11 protein-coding genes are annotated in these 15,222 nt (G+C 71.7%); 3 read left to right on the top strand and 8 right to left on the bottom strand.

Going from position 1 to position 15,222, the window contains the following annotated elements:
• Positions 1 to 203: 203 nt before the first annotated feature.
• Entirely contained in the window at positions 204 to 581 is a 378-nt protein-coding gene (locus AB0G74_RS33380; RefSeq protein WP_361154201.1) for a hypothetical protein, read from the top strand.
• A 108-nt stretch (positions 582 to 689) separates the two neighbouring features.
• Positions 690 to 1,256: a DUF4291 domain-containing protein gene (locus AB0G74_RS33375; RefSeq protein ID WP_361154199.1), complete on the top strand. Its 567-nt coding sequence runs from the start codon at positions 690 to 692 to the stop codon at positions 1,254 to 1,256.
• A gap of 146 nt (positions 1,257 to 1,402) precedes the next feature.
• Here the strand turns inward: AB0G74_RS33375 and AB0G74_RS33370 are convergent, their stop codons facing one another.
• The 8 genes from AB0G74_RS33370 to AB0G74_RS33335 form a co-directional block, all read right to left on the bottom strand.
• On the bottom strand, positions 1,403 to 5,065 hold the full coding sequence (locus AB0G74_RS33370; RefSeq protein ID WP_361154196.1) for a S8 family serine peptidase: 3,663 nt from the start codon (positions 5,063 to 5,065) through the stop codon (positions 1,403 to 1,405).
• Positions 5,066 to 5,438: 373 nt separating this feature from the next.
• Positions 5,439 to 8,216, bottom strand: a complete 2,778-nt coding sequence (locus AB0G74_RS33365; RefSeq protein WP_361154194.1) for an HAD-IC family P-type ATPase — start codon at positions 8,214 to 8,216, stop codon at positions 5,439 to 5,441.
• Positions 8,213 to 9,235, bottom strand: a complete 1,023-nt coding sequence (locus tag AB0G74_RS33360) for a polyphosphate kinase 2 family protein (protein ID WP_361154204.1) — start codon at positions 9,233 to 9,235, stop codon at positions 8,213 to 8,215. The genes AB0G74_RS33365 and AB0G74_RS33360 overlap by 4 nt, the downstream gene beginning before the upstream one ends.
• A 95-nt stretch (positions 9,236 to 9,330) precedes the next feature.
• A complete protein-coding gene (locus AB0G74_RS33355; RefSeq protein WP_361154191.1) occupies positions 9,331 to 9,798 on the bottom strand; it encodes a hypothetical protein in 468 nt (155 codons plus the stop codon).
• Positions 9,799 to 9,946: 148 nt separating this feature from the next.
• Entirely contained in the window at positions 9,947 to 10,534 is a 588-nt protein-coding gene (locus tag AB0G74_RS33350; RefSeq protein WP_361154188.1) for a DoxX family protein, read from the bottom strand.
• Positions 10,535 to 10,822: 288 nt separating this feature from the next.
• Entirely contained in the window at positions 10,823 to 11,995 is a 1,173-nt protein-coding gene (locus tag AB0G74_RS33345) for a chitinase (protein ID WP_361154185.1), read from the bottom strand.
• Positions 11,996 to 12,270: 275 nt separating this feature from the next.
• Positions 12,271 to 13,497, bottom strand: coding sequence for an alpha/beta hydrolase (locus tag AB0G74_RS33340; RefSeq protein WP_361154182.1), 1,227 nt, complete (start codon positions 13,495 to 13,497; stop codon positions 12,271 to 12,273).
• Positions 13,498 to 13,659: 162 nt separating this feature from the next.
• Positions 13,660 to 14,475 (bottom strand): SAM-dependent methyltransferase, encoded by an 816-nt coding sequence (locus AB0G74_RS33335; RefSeq protein ID WP_361154180.1) that lies wholly within the window; start codon positions 14,473 to 14,475, stop codon positions 13,660 to 13,662.
• A gap of 298 nt (positions 14,476 to 14,773) precedes the next feature.
• On the opposite strand from AB0G74_RS33335, the gene AB0G74_RS33330 reads away from it, so the two are divergent.
• On the top strand, positions 14,774 to 15,222 hold a 449-nt coding region (locus tag AB0G74_RS33330), incomplete at its 3' end, for an NADP-dependent isocitrate dehydrogenase (protein ID WP_361154178.1).

Here is a 15,222-nt window from a genome sequence, read left to right as displayed (position 1 = left end):
GCCCACTCCTTGAGGTTCATACACAGATCATAACGCACACTCAAACACGCACATGCACACTAGAGTTCACTCCCTGCCGAGCAGTTCACCACCCCCTTCCGCCGTCCGTGTCACCCGACCCGACCGACGGTACGGGCCACCACTGACAACGGCGCCCGGAGCGCGGTGCGAACCCCTTCCGGGGCCGTGAGAGGGTCGGACCCATGACCGAGACTTGGACGGTGGGCCCCGATCCGGCCCCCGTGGCGCCCGGCGATGTACCGGAGCTGCTGCGCGCCCGGGCCGGCCGGGGCGAGCTGGAGACCTGGCTGACCAGCTCCGCCGGGCGGTCCCTGGCGGTGCTCTCCAACAACCGGCGCGCGATGGTGATGCTGCTCGAACGGCCCGGCGACCCCGGGGAGCACGCCGTCGACCCGGACGCCGGCGACGAGTGGAGCGACGGCTTCGTCCTCGCCAACGGACAGGACGACGAATACCCCGACCAGGACACCGTCCCGCTCCCGGAGGCGCTGCGGATCGTGGCGCACATCCTCGCCACCGGCGCCCCGCCCCCGGACGCGGCCTGGCGGATCGACCGCTGAACCCCCGCCCCGGAACCGGACGTTCCAGGGGTGCGGGAGAGTCGGCGGCCCTGCCGCGCGGGGAAAACCGGTCGCCCGGCCCGCCCGTCCGATGCGAGCGTGACGGGTATGACCTCGCAGTACAGCGTCCGGGCCGACTACGACGCGCGGACCATCGTCGTCTACCAGGCGTACGCGCCCGCCGTCGCCGACGCCGCCCTGCGCGCCGGACGGTTCACGGCGCCGTTCTCGTTCTGCCGGATGACCTGGATCAAACCGTCGTTCAGCTGGCTGATGCACCGCAGCAACTGGGCCCGCAAAATGGGGCAGACCCGGATCCTCGCGGTCCGGATCACCCATGAGGGCTGGACGGAGGCGCTCCGCGCCGCCGCGCTCACCACCGGCGACCCCGAGGCACTCGCCGACGCGCCCGTCCATGTCCAGTGGGATCCCGAACGGTCCCTGCGGGGCGCGGCCCTGAATCACTACAGCATCCAGATCGGTATCGGCCGGACCCTGATCCGTACCTATGCCGAGGACTGGGTCACCGAGATCACCGACATCACGCCCAGGGCCCGCCGGATCGGTGAGCTGGTCCGCGCGGGCCGGACCGCGCAGGCCGAGCGGCTGCTGCCGCCGGAACGGATCCTGCCCGTCCCGGCCGCCGTCGGCGCCCGCCTGGGCATCGGAACCTGAGGCTCCGGAGCCGTAGGGCGCGGAGCATCCGTACGGGCGGGGCACCGGATGGCCTCCGGTGCCCCGCCCGTCTCCTCAGCGGATCAGTGAATCAGCGGATCAGCGGATCAGTGGAAGAGTGCAATCGGTGGGTCGGCACGCGGCCGTCACCGGGCCGCCCGCGCCGGAGGCGCCAGGTCCGGCCGGTCCGTCACCCGCAGGGAGTTGACCAGCGGCTTGCCGTAACCGGCCCGGGCGACGAACCGGACGTTGAGCGTGCCGTCGGTGACCGTCACCGTATAGGCGCGCTGTACGGCCGTGTACGTCCCCGCCTCCAGGGCGATGTCGAGGGCGGGCAGTACCTGCGCCCCCTCGGCGAGTACGTCGAAGACCCGCTTGTTGGGCCGGGTCGACGACACCTCGGCGAAGCCGAGTTCCACGGTGTAGACCCCGTTCGGCACCCCGTCGAAGCGGTACTCGTACATGCCCTCGCGGGCCGTGCGGAAGAGCGCCGGATCATCCGTACCGGCGATCGCGCGGCTGGTGGAGCGGGTCCCGGACGTGCCCTGGTAGCCGTACGAACCGGTCGCGTAGGCCCGGTCCGGGGCCCAGGCGTCGCCCAGCGCGTCGACCGATGCCGTCCTGGCGCCGGTGTCGAGCGCCGTCTGGTAGCGCGGCACGACGACCGTGACCGGAATCGACAACACCGGCGACCGGCCGCTGCGGGACTCGATCCGGACCGTGCCGCGGAGCACCGTACCCGGGGCCTGCCCCGCGGTGTCCACGGTCACGGTCAGCGCCGCCTTCGCGCCGGTGGCCAGTTCGCCGGCGGCCGGGCCGACCGTCAGCCAGGACGCCTCGGACGCGGCAGTGAAGGCCGTCCCGAGACCGGGGTTGGACAGTTCGATCGTCCGGGTGCGCCGCTGGTCACCGGGGGCGACCACATCGAGCGACGCCTTGGCGGGCGTCACCCGGCCGGTCCGCAGCGACCGGCTGTCCCGGGCCACGGTCCCGGCCGCCACCTCGACGGTGGCCTCCGCGCTCTCGTACGACGGCGCCGACACGGCCACCGGCTGCGCGCCCGCCGGGGTCTGGGCGACATAGCCGCCGTCCGCGCCGGTGGTGACGGTCACCGCCGACGTCCCGGTGCCGACCGCCACCGTCGCCCCGGCCACGCCCTTGCCGTCATTGGCGTCGAGTACCCGGCCCTGCAGCACACCGTGCCGGGTGGTGCGGAAGGTGATCGACAGACCGTCGGAGAGGGCGGGGGAGTTGAGGGAGTAGAGGAACGCGTCGGTGCCGTTGGCGTTCTCCACCCCGACGGTCGCACTGGCGCCGCCCGGCAGACCGCTGCCCGTGGTGCCCTTGTAGTGGTAGGTCACCACACCGTCCTCGCCGATCACGGCGGCGAAGGAGAACCGGCTGCTCTGGTCCGACCAGTGGACGGCGTCGCGCCATTCGACGACGAACGCCCGGTTCGGCGCGGTACCGGTCACCCCGGTGTAGACCGCGGACTCGCCCTCACCGGTCAGCACCAGATCGTCCCAGAAGGGGTAGAGCCCGGCGTTCGGGGTGGCGAGGCTGGGGATGCTTCCGTTGGAGTCGCCGGTGTGCGGACCGCCGAAGCTGAGGTTGCCGTTGGTCCCCACATGGGCCACGCCGTAGTTCTTCCCGTAGAACGGGACGGAGAAGGGCAGTTCGATCCGCTCGGTCGCGTTGTCGCCGGTGAGCGCGAGCCGCTGGCTACCGGCCTGGTAGCCGCCGCTCCCGGTGGCGCAGGCGTAGCCGAAGGTGTCGGTGCGCTGCGGCAGCGCGATCTGCGCCGTGGTGTCGCCGCTGACGGTGATCCGGGTCGAGCCCGCGGAGGAGCAGCGGGACGGGTGGGTGGCCCGCAGTTCGTACGAGCCGTGCGGCAGGACCGCCTCGAACCGGCCGGTGGCGTCGGTCACCGCGGTCACCGGGGTGTCCGTGACGGTCACCGTGGCACCGGCGGCGGGCCCGGCGGCCGAGGTCACCACACCGGTGACCTTGCCGGACGCGGCGGGGACGAGGGCGAGATCGAGGGTGGCGGTGGCGTTCTCGGCGACCGTGACGGTACCGCTCGCGCTCTGGTGGCCGAACTTGCCGCCGGTGACGGTGTACGTCCCGGCCGAGAGCGCCGGGAAGCTGTAGCGGCCGTCGGGGGTGGTGACGGCGGTCCGGCTGATCGGGCCCTCGGCGACGACCCGGGCCCCGGCGAGCGGGGCGCCGGTGGCGGTCACGGTACCGGCGAGCGCGCCGACCGGCCCCCTCGGCGCGGCCTGGACGGCGGCGAAGGCGTCCAGCCTGCCCTCGCCGAAGACGTTGTTGTCGGCGGGGGTGCCGCCGCAGGCCGTGGCGTCGACATCGATCGCGGACTGGTCGAGCAGCGCGGCGGTCTGGGCGATGTCGCCGCGGAGCGCCGGGGCGGCCGACCAGATCAGGGCGACCGTGGCGGCGGTGTGCGGGGAGGCCATCGAGGTGCCGGAGAACGAGCCGTATCCTCCGTTGCGGATCGCGGAGCGCACATTGGACCCGGGCGCGGCGACATTGGGCTTGATGCCGCCCTCGTCACCGGCGCCCCGGGAGGAGAAGCTCGCGATGGTGTTGTTGACGTCGAAGGCGCCGGAGCTGTACGACGCCACGTAGTCGCCCGGCGAGCCGCTGGTGGCGCAGGCGGGACCGTTGTTGCCGTTGGAGAACGCGGGGAAGATCCCGGCCGCCCGCCAGGCGTTCACGATCTCCTTGTACCAGGGGTTGTGGACGCCGCTGCCCCAGGAGTTGTTCACGATGTCGGGGGCGAGATCGGGGCGCGGATTGGCCCCGTTGACGTCGGTGGGGGCGAGGATCCACTGCCCGGACGCCAGCAGGGACGCCTGGGAGCAGGAGTTGGACTCGCAGCCCTTCGCGGCGATCCAGCGGGCCCCGGGCGCCACCCCGATCTTGTTGGCGCCGCCGTCGTCGCCGACCATCGTGCCCATGGTGTGGGTGCCGTGGTCGTTGTTGTCGCAGGGGGCCTTGGTGGGGCAGATCCCGGCCGGGTCGAACCAGTTGTAGTCATGGGTGTACGTGCCGTCGGCCGCCCGGCCCCGGTACTGGGTGTTGATCGCGGGGTGCTGGACGTCGACCCCGGTATCGATATTGGCGACCACGACGCTCTCGCCGCGGAACCCGAGCTGCTCCCAGACCCTGGGGGCGCCGATCCGGTCGATGTTCCACTCGACCGCGTCGACGGTGGTCTCCCGCTCGCCCCTGACCGGCTTCGGGAGGGTGACCGTGTCGTCGGCGTCGAGCCCGGCGACCTCGGGCCGCTGGGCCAGCGACTCGGCGACCTTGGCGTCGGCGACGACCCGGACGGTGTTCACGGCCCAGTACGAGGTGTACTCGGCCCGGACGTTCCTCAGGGCCTCGACCACGCCCGCCTGGGAGCGTTCGGCGTGGGCGCGCTTGGCGTCGTACACGGCCCGCGCCTTGGCGGTCTTGCCCCGGGCCCGCTCGGCGGTGCCGAGGTCGGCGGCGGTGTCGAACCGTACCCAGAACTCGGTCTTGCCCCGGTCGAGCTGGCGCCGCAGCTCGGGCTCGATTTTCTGCTCCGCGATCGCCGAGCGATCGGCGGACGAGGGGCCGGCCGCCGGGGCCGCGCCCGCGGAGCCCGCGCCGAGCGGTAATAACAGCAGGACGCCGGAGCAGGCGGCGAGGGCGGAGAGGGCGGTCCGCGAGGGACGGCGGCGCGGTCCGCGGTCGGTGGTGGAGGAGGGCCGGGCGCGTCTGACGCGCAGTACCCGGCCGATGCGAGTGATCCGTCGTGCCACGGTGTCTCCCCTTGCGCTGGCGGCCGTTCGGGCCGCTGAGGAAGGTGCCGGAAACGTGCGTGGAGCAGAAACACCCGCCCGGGACACGGCCCTGGGCTGAGCCGATGTCATGGACGGGTTGATGGTCGCCGTTCATCGTGGGGCAGTGGGCACCCCCGCAACAAGAGGGCATCGGCGTCGCGGCCCGCGCGCCGGCCACGATGTCCCCAAGAGCATGCAAATGTCCCGTGGGTTTTCATCCACGGGACATATGGAGTATTCCGTTCCGCTCAGCCGAGCGGCGCGTCGCGCAGTCGGCCCCCGCGCGGACCCGGGCACCGGCCTCGGCGGGGGAGAACGCGGCACCCCGCCGGGGCCGGAGGGGCGGTGCCGGTCAGGACGCCGGCGACGGCACCGGTTCGGGTACGGCGGCGGGCGCCCCGCGGGCGCGGCGGGCCACGAACTTGGCCGCCTCCCAGCAGACCAGCAGGACCACCGCCGCCAGCAGGGCCCAGCCGAACTGCCGCAAGTCGAGCCGGACCGTGTCGAGGATCCGGCGGAAGCCGTCCAGTTGGGTCACCATCACCGCGAGCGCGAACTCGGCCAGCGCCGCCCAGTTCATCTGCTTGCTGTCGAAGGTGGACGCCCGCAGTACCGACTCCGTCTCGCTCCGGCACTCGAACGCCGCCACGATCAGACAGAGCGCGAACGCGGTGAACGCCGTCGACCGGCCGATCTCCGCACTGCCGAAGTGCTTCTCGCCCAGCACGATCAGCGCCAGCAGCAGCACCGTGAGCAGCAACCCGCTCAGCCCGACCGAGAACAGCAGCGGACGGGTCAGTACGGATTCGCCGCGCGGCCGGGGCCGCCGCCGCATCAGCCCCGGGCTCTCCCGGTCGAAACCGAGCGCGAAGCCGAACGGCGCGTTGACCACGAAGTGGATCCAGAGCACCTGGGCCGGGGTGAACGGTTCACCCGCCGCGATATTGAAGAGCGTCGCGCCGAGGAACGTCAGAACGAACGCCACCAGCAGCAGCAGGACGAACCGGATGTACTTCTTCAGATTGTCGTAGAGCTTGCGGCCCTCTTCGACGGCGTAGACGATCGTGGCGAAGTTGTCGTCCGAGAGGATCATCCGGCCGGCGTTCTTCGCCACGTCGGTCCCGCTGCCCATGGCGATCCCGATATCGGCGGCCTTGATGGCGGGCGCGTCGTTCACCCCGTCGCCGGTCATCGCGACGACCTCGCCCTTCCGTTTCAGCACATCGGCCAGCAGCACCTTGTGCTCGGGCGCCACCCGGCCCACCACCCCGACCGACTCGATCCTGGCCAGCCGCTCCGCCTCCGGGAGCGCCGCGAAGTCGGCGCCGAGCACCGCGTCACCGGGGATGCCGAGCTGCCGGGCGATCGCCGCGCCCGTCGTCACATCGTCCCCGGTGACCATCCGGACCCGGATATGGGCCTCCTGCGCGGCGGCCACGGCCGCCCGGGACTCCTCGCGCGGCGGATCCACCATGCCCACCAGCGCCGTCATCCGTACCCCCGTGACCAGGCCCAGCAGATCGCCCCCGGGATCGAACTCCGCCGGATCCAGATCCCGGGTCGCGGCGGCCATCACCCGATGGCCCTCACCGCCCATCCGGGCCACGGCCCCGGCGGCCCGGCCGCTCAGTTCCGCGTCCCACGGGACGTCACGGCCGTCGGCCAGGGCGCTCACGGCCCGCTCGATCACCGCGGGCGCGGCGCCCTTGACGAAGACCCGTACCACCGGCCGCCCGGCCGCGTCCTCGGCGGAGTTGAAGGTCGCCATCAGCTTGTAGACCGGGTCGAACGGCAGGGTCGCCAGCCGGGGCAGCCGGTCCCGGGTGGCCTCGATGTCCAGCCCGGCCTTGTGCCCGAGGACCAGCAGCGCGCCCTCGGTCGGATCCCCGACCACCGCGCCGTCCACCAGCCGGGCGTCATTGGCCAGCAGAAACGGCAGGATCGCGTCCTCGACGCTCGCGGTGGAGCCCGCCGCCCGGTGGATCCGGCCGCCGAGCCCGTACCCCGTACCGGAGACGGTGTAGCGGTCCGTCGGCGTGACCACCTCCACCACCGTCATCTGGTTCATCGTCAGCGTGCCGGTCTTGTCGGAGTTGATCGCCGAGGTGAAGCCCAGCGTCTCCACCGACGGCAGCTCCTTCACGATCGCGTTGCGCCGGGCGAGATTGAGACTGCCGACGGAGAGGATCACCTGGGTCACCGTCGGCAGGGCCTCGGGGATCGCGGCCACCGCGAGGGAGACGGCGCTGACGAAGAGGGTGTCCCACGCCTGCCCCCGGGTCCGGCCCAGGGCGAACATCACCACCATGGTCAGCCCGGCCGCCCCGGCGATCCACAGCGTCAGCCGGTCGAGCTGCCGGGTCAGCGGAGACTGCTCGGACCGGGTCGCCGACAGCATGCCGGAGATCTTCCCCAGCTCGGTGTCCGCCCCCGTCGCCGTGATCACCAGCACCCCGCCGCCATGGGTGACCGGGGTGTTCATGAAGGCCGTGTTCGACTGCTCACCAGGGGAGAGCCCGCCGGACGGCGGGCCGCCCGCCGCCAGGGCCGCCGTGTCCTTCCCGGCGGGCACGCTCTCCCCGGTGAGCGCCGACTCGTCGATCTGGAGCGCGTCGGCCGACACGATCCGCCCGTCCGCGGGCACCTGGTCCCCGGCGGCGATCAGCACCACGTCCCCGGGCACCAGCCCCTCGGCCGGGATCTCCGACTCCGTCCCGTCCCGCCGGACCCGCGCGGTCGCCCGCATCATCGACTTCAGCGCGTTCATCGCGCTCTCCGCCTTGCCCTCCTGCCGCACCCCCACCACCGCGTTCAACAGCGTCAGCAGGGCGAGCAGAACCGCCGTACTCCACTGGCCGATCACCAGCGACACCACCGCCGCGGCCACCAGGATGATCTGCATATAGCTGCGGTACTGCGCCAGGAACCGCCGCCAGGCGGGCGGCGGCTTCTCCTCCGGCAGCGCGTTCGGGCCGTGCGCGGCCAGCAGTTCGGCGGCCCGCCCGGACGACAGACCGGACTCCGGATCGACGCCGAACGCCGCCGCGACCTCTACCGCCTCCCGCGCGTACCAGGGCGTGTCACCAGCCCCGGCCCCGGCCGCGGACTCCGGCCCGGCACCGCCGCTCACCGTCGCGCCGCCTTGCCCTTACGGCTCCGCTTGCGGGGCAGCGGCGGCTCGGCACCCGGATGCGCGGCGGCGTACGGATCCTCCGAAGCGCCCTCGGGCGCCTCGGCCTCCAGCTCCCGCCGGACGTTCAGCAGCTCCTCCCGGGCCTTCTTCCCCACGGTCGGATACCGGGGGTCCAGCTCCATCAGGGTGTGCACCAGAACCGCCGAGGCGCAGATCCGGGCGAACCACTTGCGGTCCGCCGGGACGACGTACCAGGGCGCCCACTCCGTACTCGTGGCCGACAGCATCTCCGAGAAGGCCCGCTGGTAGTCGTCCCAGAACCGGCGCTCCCGGACATCGGCCGCCGAGAACTTCCAGTTCTTCTCCGGCAGATCGATCCGCTTCAGGAACCGGGTCCGCTGCTCCTCCTTGGAGAGATTGAGGAAGATCTTCACGACCTTGAAGCCGTTGTCGGTGAGATACCGCTCCCAGTCGTTGATCTCCCGGTAGCGGCGCTCCCAGATACCCCGGCGGCGCGCCGACGGCGGCAGCTTCTGCCGGTCCAGCACCTCCGGATGGACCCGGACCACGAGGACCTCCTCGTAGTGGGAGCGGTTGAAGACCGCGATATCGCCCCTGGCGGGCAGCCGGCGCGCGTACCGCCACAGATAGTCGTGGTCCAGCTCCTCGTCCGACGGCACCTTGAAACTGCTGACCTGCACGCCCTGCGGATTCATCCCCGTCATCACATGCCGGATGGTGCCGTCCTTGCCCCCGGCGTCCAGCGCCTGGAGACAGACCAGCACACCGTACGTGTCCTGGGCGGCCAGCCGGGCCTGGTACTCGGCGAGCAGTTCGACGCCCGTCCGCAGCAGCTCCGCCCCCTGCGCCTTCTTCAGATGCGCCCGGTAGCGGGGGTCGTAGTCCGCCGCGAGATCGACGTCCGACCCCGGGGGGACCCGCAGCGGTGCGATGAAGTCCGCGATCCGCCGGGCTCTTCTATCGGTGTGGTCCGCCTTATCGGCCTTCTCCGCCATGCCGCCGACCAGCCCTTCTCCCCGCACAGCCGTCCCCGCCACCCTCCGCCGGGCCCGGCGCGGCGGCAATACCGGTGCGCCGATCGGGTGAGGGCCTAGGAGGGGGTCGGCACGCGTCCGGCGGCGAACCGGGCGACGGCGCCGGAGAGTGCGAGGGTCGCCGCGCCGGCGTTGACGATCCCCGGCACCGCGCCGGAGTCGTAGGAGCCGCCGCCGGTGAGTTCGCAGTCGAACCGCAGCGGAACGAAGTTCAGGGAGTAGCCGGAGACCCGTGCGATGTCCTCGTGGTGCCCCGGTACGTCCCGGCAGGGGACCGGGGGCGAGGAGCCCGCGCCGCCGTCCTCGGCCGTCAGTACGGACAGGGCCAGGAGTACGGCGCCGTACGTGTAGACCGCTGCCGCCGCTCCGCCGCAGAGCCCGGCCAGCCCACGCAGCCGGGCGGCGGTCCGGCCGTGGCGGCGGATGTGGAAGGAGCCCAGCAGGGTCCCGATGCCGTAGCCGGTGAGGGTGAGGGCGGCGCCACCGCCCACCGGGACGATCAGCAGCAGGAAGAGGGCGGTCATCCCGGTCGCCCGGCGGGGCCGGGGACGGGGGACGGGGACCGGGGGATCGCGGGCACGGTGGTCCGTGAGGGTCGGCGCATCTGCCGAGTCCAGCAGCGGACCACCGGATCCACCTGTGGTGGAGCCCACAATTCCGGTAACGGCGGTGTCACAACCGGGCGCTGGGTTCCCGGCTCGGTCTGGGGCCCGGCTCCCGGGTGGTGAACCGCGGTCCCGGGTCGGGTACGACGAGCGGTGGATGGGTTTCCGGGGCGATCCGCGGTTCGGATTCGAGGGCGTGGCGACGGCGTGGGGTGATCACCGTGGTGTGGCGGCTCTCCTCGGCCGCGACCGCGAGGCAGGCGGCTATCAGCACCACGTTCTTGATGATGTACTGCCCCTCCAGGGTGGGCAGTTGGTCGTCCCACATCTCGTCCGGAAGGATCAGCAGGGCGGAGAAGACCCCGCCCATGTGCAGGAAGAAGGCCGCGAGCACCACCCGCAGGAGGAATCCGGTGATCAGCCCGATGCCGATCGCGGTCTCGAACAGCGCCAGCAGGGGGCGGGTCGCCCCCGGCGGTACGAGCCCGAAGGCGAGGACGTCCATCGTCCGGGTCGCGACGTCCTCGGCCGGGCTGGCGCCCGGGAGGAACTTCATGACACCGAATCCGACGAAGACCAGCCCGACGGAGACTCTGAGGATGGTGGTGCTGTGCCGTTGGTAGCGGCACAGTGCGGCATCGAGGATGCCCGTCAACGTGTCACTCCTTGTGGGGGGATGATGAAACTGTGGGGGATGTTTCACCGGTGTTCACGCTATAAGGCGACCTGGGCGTTCGTAAAGGTCTGGACCATTATTGCGGCGTGTTTCGTCACGGCGGGCAGCTCCCGAGGTCGGGGCGGGGCGGGCCGGTGGATTCGTGACGTAACAGGGCGGTGACACAAAGGAGTTGAGGGCGGTGGCCCGGCCGGTCGCCGCGGGGTGAGCGCCGCCGCCCGCGCCGGGTGGGCGCGGGCGGCGGCGTTCGCATCAAGTGACGTACCGTCAGCGGCCCTGGAGCGACTTCACGTTCTGGCCGAAGGTCCAGTTGCGGGAGCCGTCCCAGTTCAGGGACCAGGTCATCAGACCCTTCAGCGCGCCGTTGTAGCCGTTCCACGCCTGCGCGACCAGCGGCGGGGGCATATAGCCGCCGCCCGCGCCCTGCTGGGCCGGGAGGCCGGGGGCCTGTTTGTCGTACGGCACCCGGATCGTGGTGCCCTGGATGACGAGGCCCCGGTTGAGGCAGTCGGTCTGCGCCCGGAACCCGGCGACCGTTCCGGCCTCGTAGGAGTCGCCGGAGCAGCCGTACATCGCGCCGTTGTAGTACTGCATGTTGAGCCACCACAGGCGGCCGTTGTCGGCGTACTTCTTGATGATCGGCAGATACGAGCCCCAGATGGAGCCGTAGACGACACTGCCGCCGGTGACATAGGCGGTCTCGGGGGCCATGGTCAGCCCGAAGTTCGACGGCATCCGGGCGAGTACGCCGTCGATGATCCGGATCAGGTTGGTCTGGGAGGCGGAGAGCTGGTTGATGTTGCCGCTGCCGGTCAGGCCGGTCTCGATGTCGATGTCGATTCCGTCGAAGTTGTACCGCTGGAGGATCGGTACGACGGTATTGACGAAGCGGTCGGCGACCGCGGCGGAGCTGAGGTCGATCCCGGCGGCGGCTCCGCCGATGGAGAGCAGGATGGTCAGCCCGTTGGCCTTGGCCGCGCACATCTCGGCCGGGGTGGCGACCTTCACCGTACGGTCCATCCCGTCCTCCCACAGCACCGTGCCGTCGGGGAGGATGACCGGGAAGGCGGCGTTGAGGACGTTGTAGCCGTTGGCGGTGATCCGGGAGTCGTTGATCGGGATCCAGCCCATCGGCGGATGGACGCCGTTGGCCGCGCCGTCCCAGTTCTCCCAGTAGCCGTGCAGGATCTTGCCCGCGGGCTTGGACTTGATGGCGCAGGTGTCGGCGGCGGCGCGTCCGGCGGAGTCGGCGCCCCGGTCACGCTCGGCCGTGACGGGGCGTTCGGCGGCCCGTTCGGCGAGTTCCGAGGTCAGTGCGAGCGGTACGGCCCGGGGCGGGCCGTCGGCGGCCTGTCCGGGCGGGGCCGCGGCGAGGAACAGCGGGACGGCCAGGGCGGCGGCGATGCCCGCCCCGAAGAATCGGGATCGGCGAGCCTTCATGCGTGCTCCCTTCCTGTCTCCACGGGCTTCCGGCAGCCGGTGGCCGTCGGCTCACGGCCGGACGGGAGGGGGCGGGATGCGGCGGACGGGGGGTGGGGGGACATCGCCGGGACACGCTCACCTCCTGGGACTGTGGGGGGCCTGGAGACGTACGTGGGGGTGGTGCGCCACAACGTAAGTTGGTCCAGACCTTTCGTCAAGAGGTCTGGACCAACAGTGAGCAGGTGTGTTTACCGGTGACCGGGGCGCCGGTCGGGTCGCCCCGGTCACCACCGTCAGGGCAGATGGTGGAAGTTGACCTCCGGATTGGCCGCCGACGGGCCCGTCAGCAACGGCTGCTGACGCTTCTTCAGATGCTGGTCGAAGAAGGCGGCGGTGTAGGAGCGGACCAGGGCGGCGGTCCGATCGGCGGGCAGCGGCGGCGCGGGCAGCCCGAAGTGCCCCTGGATCAAGGGGAAGTCGGAGAACGAGCCGTGGTCCGAACCCTCCACCGTCACCCAGCGCTTCCAGCCGTCCAGCGTCGGCCACATCTGGTCCCAGGTGGTGTCGATACCGCCGGGCCGGTGCACCTCGTCGTCGGTGCCCATCATCATGAAGGCCCGGCCGTTCAGACCGCCGGGCGGCAGGTCCTCCCAGAACGCCCCGTCCATATTGATTCCGGCCAGCACCCGCCGGTCACCCGCCATGGTGGTGGCGGCCGACGCCCCGCCGATGGAGTGGCCCGCCATCCCGATCCGCTTGCGGTCGATCATCCCCGCGTGCTTCCACACCGGCTGACGGCTGGTCAGCCGGTCCAGGAGGTACGAGACGTCCTTCGCCCGGGTCGAGGTGACGACGCTCGCGGGCACCCCGTCCACGTCCAGCGCCTTGCACGCCGTACAGGGCAGCGTCCGGCCGCCCGGGACCGAGATGCCGTACGACTCGTAGGCGTGGTCGACGGAGGCGACGACATATCCCCGGCTCGCCAGATCCTCCGCGAGGCTCGTCAGGGTGTACCGCGAGACGCTGAACCCGGGGGAGAGGACCACCAGCGGGAACCGGCCCCGCGCGGGCTTCGCCCCGGGGCGGCTGTGGGTGCCGGTCGCGGCCAGCCGCTCCGGCGCAACCGCCCCTTCTATGCCCAGGCCCCGGATCAGGGCCGCGGCCTCGGCGGTGGTGGCGTACGGGGTCCGGGCCGCGCCGCCGCCGGGCCGCGCCGCGGGGTAGTGGAGGGTGACCATCAGTTCGCGGCCGTCCGCCGTCGGCTCCCACGGATCCTTCCGGGAGCGGTCGACCAGATGGTGGACCGAACTGCCGACGGCGTACTCGCCGGTCGAGCGCGGGAGTCGCAGTTCGGCGGTGCTCGGTGCCCGGGCGGAGCCGGCCGGGGCGACCGTGACGGCGACCCGGTCGGGGGTCGCGCGGTCGGCGGTTCCGGCGGACGCCGGGCCCGCGACGGCCAGCGGCAGCGCGAGCGTACAGGCGAGGACGACGGCCGTGGCCGTACGGCTGAGGGGGATCATGAGGACGACGGTAGAGCCGGATCCGCCGTCCCGCGTCAGACTTCCGGAAGACCGGCACTCCGCCCCCGGGCGGGGAAGACGGTGCCCGGCCTCCACCTCAGGTCGTACCGGCGGCGCGATCCGGCCAACCCCCGTACGGAACAGGCCGGGCCCGGAGGCGGGTTACGGCTTACGCGCCACCGCGCCGTACGCGTCGACCCCCTCGGGCGTGCCGTCGCCCTCGGGCCGCCACTCCGTCACCGGCACCACGCCCGGCTCCACCAGCTCGTACCCGTCGAAGAAGCCGCTGAACTCCTCGACGGTACGGACGTGGTACGGCACCGCGCCGCTCTTGTTGTACGCCTCCGACGCGGCGACCATCCCCGGGCTGGTGGCCGTCGAGTCGCTGATCACCAGATGGCTGCCGGACGGCAACTCCGCCATCACTGCGTCGATCAGCGCCTTGGCCCGCCCGGGGTCGGCCACATGCCCCAGCACGTTGAGCATCATCAGCGCCACCGGCCGGGAGAGGTCCAGGGTCTCCCCGGCCCGGGCGACGATCCGCGCGGGGTCGTACAGATCGGCGTCGATATAGGCGGTACGGCCCTCGGGCGTACTGGTGAGCAGCGCCCGGGCGTGCGCCAGGACCAGCGGGTCGTTGTCCACATAGACGATCCGGGCGTCCGGCGCGACGCGCTGGGCCACCTCATGGGTGTTGTCGGCGGTCGGTAGCCCCGTACCGATGTCGAGGAAGTCCCGGACTCCCCGCTCGGCCGCCAGATGGCGGACGGCCCGGCCGAGGAAGAGCCGGCTGGTTCTGGCCACATCCACCAGACCGGGGAAGATCTCCTTGATCTGGTCCCCGATCTCCCGGTCGACCTCGTAGTTGTCCTTGCCGCCGACGAAGTAGTTCCAGAAGCGCGCCGAATGCGGTTTGCCGGTGTCGATCCTGGAGCGGAGGTCGTCGGCGGACGCGGGCCGGGGATCGGATTCGGTCATCAGAGCGCCTCCAGGAGTGGCCAAAACCTTTGCTTGATTAGTGAACCATGAACGTGATCTTCGCGGGAGTCCGCAGGCGGGAGCCGTCGCGGCCCGATTCGGGCCGCGCCCGGAGGCTGATTCCGGCAATTCACGCCCTTCGGGCGATCCGGATGGGTGCCCCCGGCATACGGTGGCCCGGAGGCGGGTTCCGGCCCCGGGTGACCCATGTCTCAGGGTCCCTGTCGAGCCCGGCACCGCCACGAGATATCTTGATGTCGAGCAATGTTGCAGACGTGGAGTAGGAGCGGAGCACCCGGTGACTGACTCGACCATCATCTACACGCACACCGACGAGGCCCCGGCCTTGGCGACGTACTCGTTCCTGCCCGTGATCGAGGCGTACGCCTCCACCGCCGGGGTCGCCGTCGAGAGCCGTGACATCTCGCTGGCCGGGCGGATCATCGCCTCCTTCCCCGAGCGTCTGGCGGAGGGGCAGCGGATCGACGACGCCCTCGCCGAGCTGGGCGAGCTGGCCAAGACCCCCGGCGCCAACATCATCAAGCTGCCCAACATCTCGGCCTCCATCCCGCAGCTCAAGGCCGCGATCGCCGAGCTGCAGGGCCAGGGCTACGCGCTGCCGGACTACCCGGACGACCCCAAGACCGACGACGAGCGCGACATCCGCGCCCGCTACGACATGGTCAAGGGCTGCGCCGTCATCCCGGTCCTGCGCGAGGGCAACTGCGACGGCCGCGCCCCCGCCTC

Source organism: Streptomyces sp. NPDC020875 (assembly GCF_040641415.1).
In the GTDB taxonomy this organism is placed as follows: domain Bacteria; phylum Actinomycetota; class Actinomycetes; order Streptomycetales; family Streptomycetaceae; genus Streptomyces.
The sequence above is the reverse complement of the archived record's forward strand: the minus strand, read 5'-3'. Positions and strand labels throughout refer to the sequence as shown.

Excerpts from the sequence above, each read along its gene's own strand:
- AB0G74_RS33380 (WP_361154201.1), top strand. The coding sequence starts at position 204 with ATGACCGAGACTTGGACGGTGGGCCCCGATCCGGCCCCCGTGGCGCCC.
- AB0G74_RS33375 (WP_361154199.1), top strand. The coding sequence starts at position 690 with ATGACCTCGCAGTACAGCGTCCGGGCCGACTACGACGCGCGGACCATC.
- AB0G74_RS33360 (WP_361154204.1), bottom strand. The coding sequence starts at position 9,235 with ATGGCGGAGAAGGCCGATAAGGCGGACCACACCGATAGAAGAGCCCGG.
- AB0G74_RS33355 (WP_361154191.1), bottom strand. The coding sequence starts at position 9,798 with ATGACCGCCCTCTTCCTGCTGCTGATCGTCCCGGTGGGCGGTGGCGCC.
- AB0G74_RS33345 (WP_361154185.1), bottom strand. The coding sequence starts at position 11,995 with ATGAAGGCTCGCCGATCCCGATTCTTCGGGGCGGGCATCGCCGCCGCC.
- AB0G74_RS33340 (WP_361154182.1), bottom strand. The coding sequence starts at position 13,497 with ATGATCCCCCTCAGCCGTACGGCCACGGCCGTCGTCCTCGCCTGTACG.
- AB0G74_RS33335 (WP_361154180.1), bottom strand. The coding sequence starts at position 14,475 with ATGACCGAATCCGATCCCCGGCCCGCGTCCGCCGACGACCTCCGCTCC.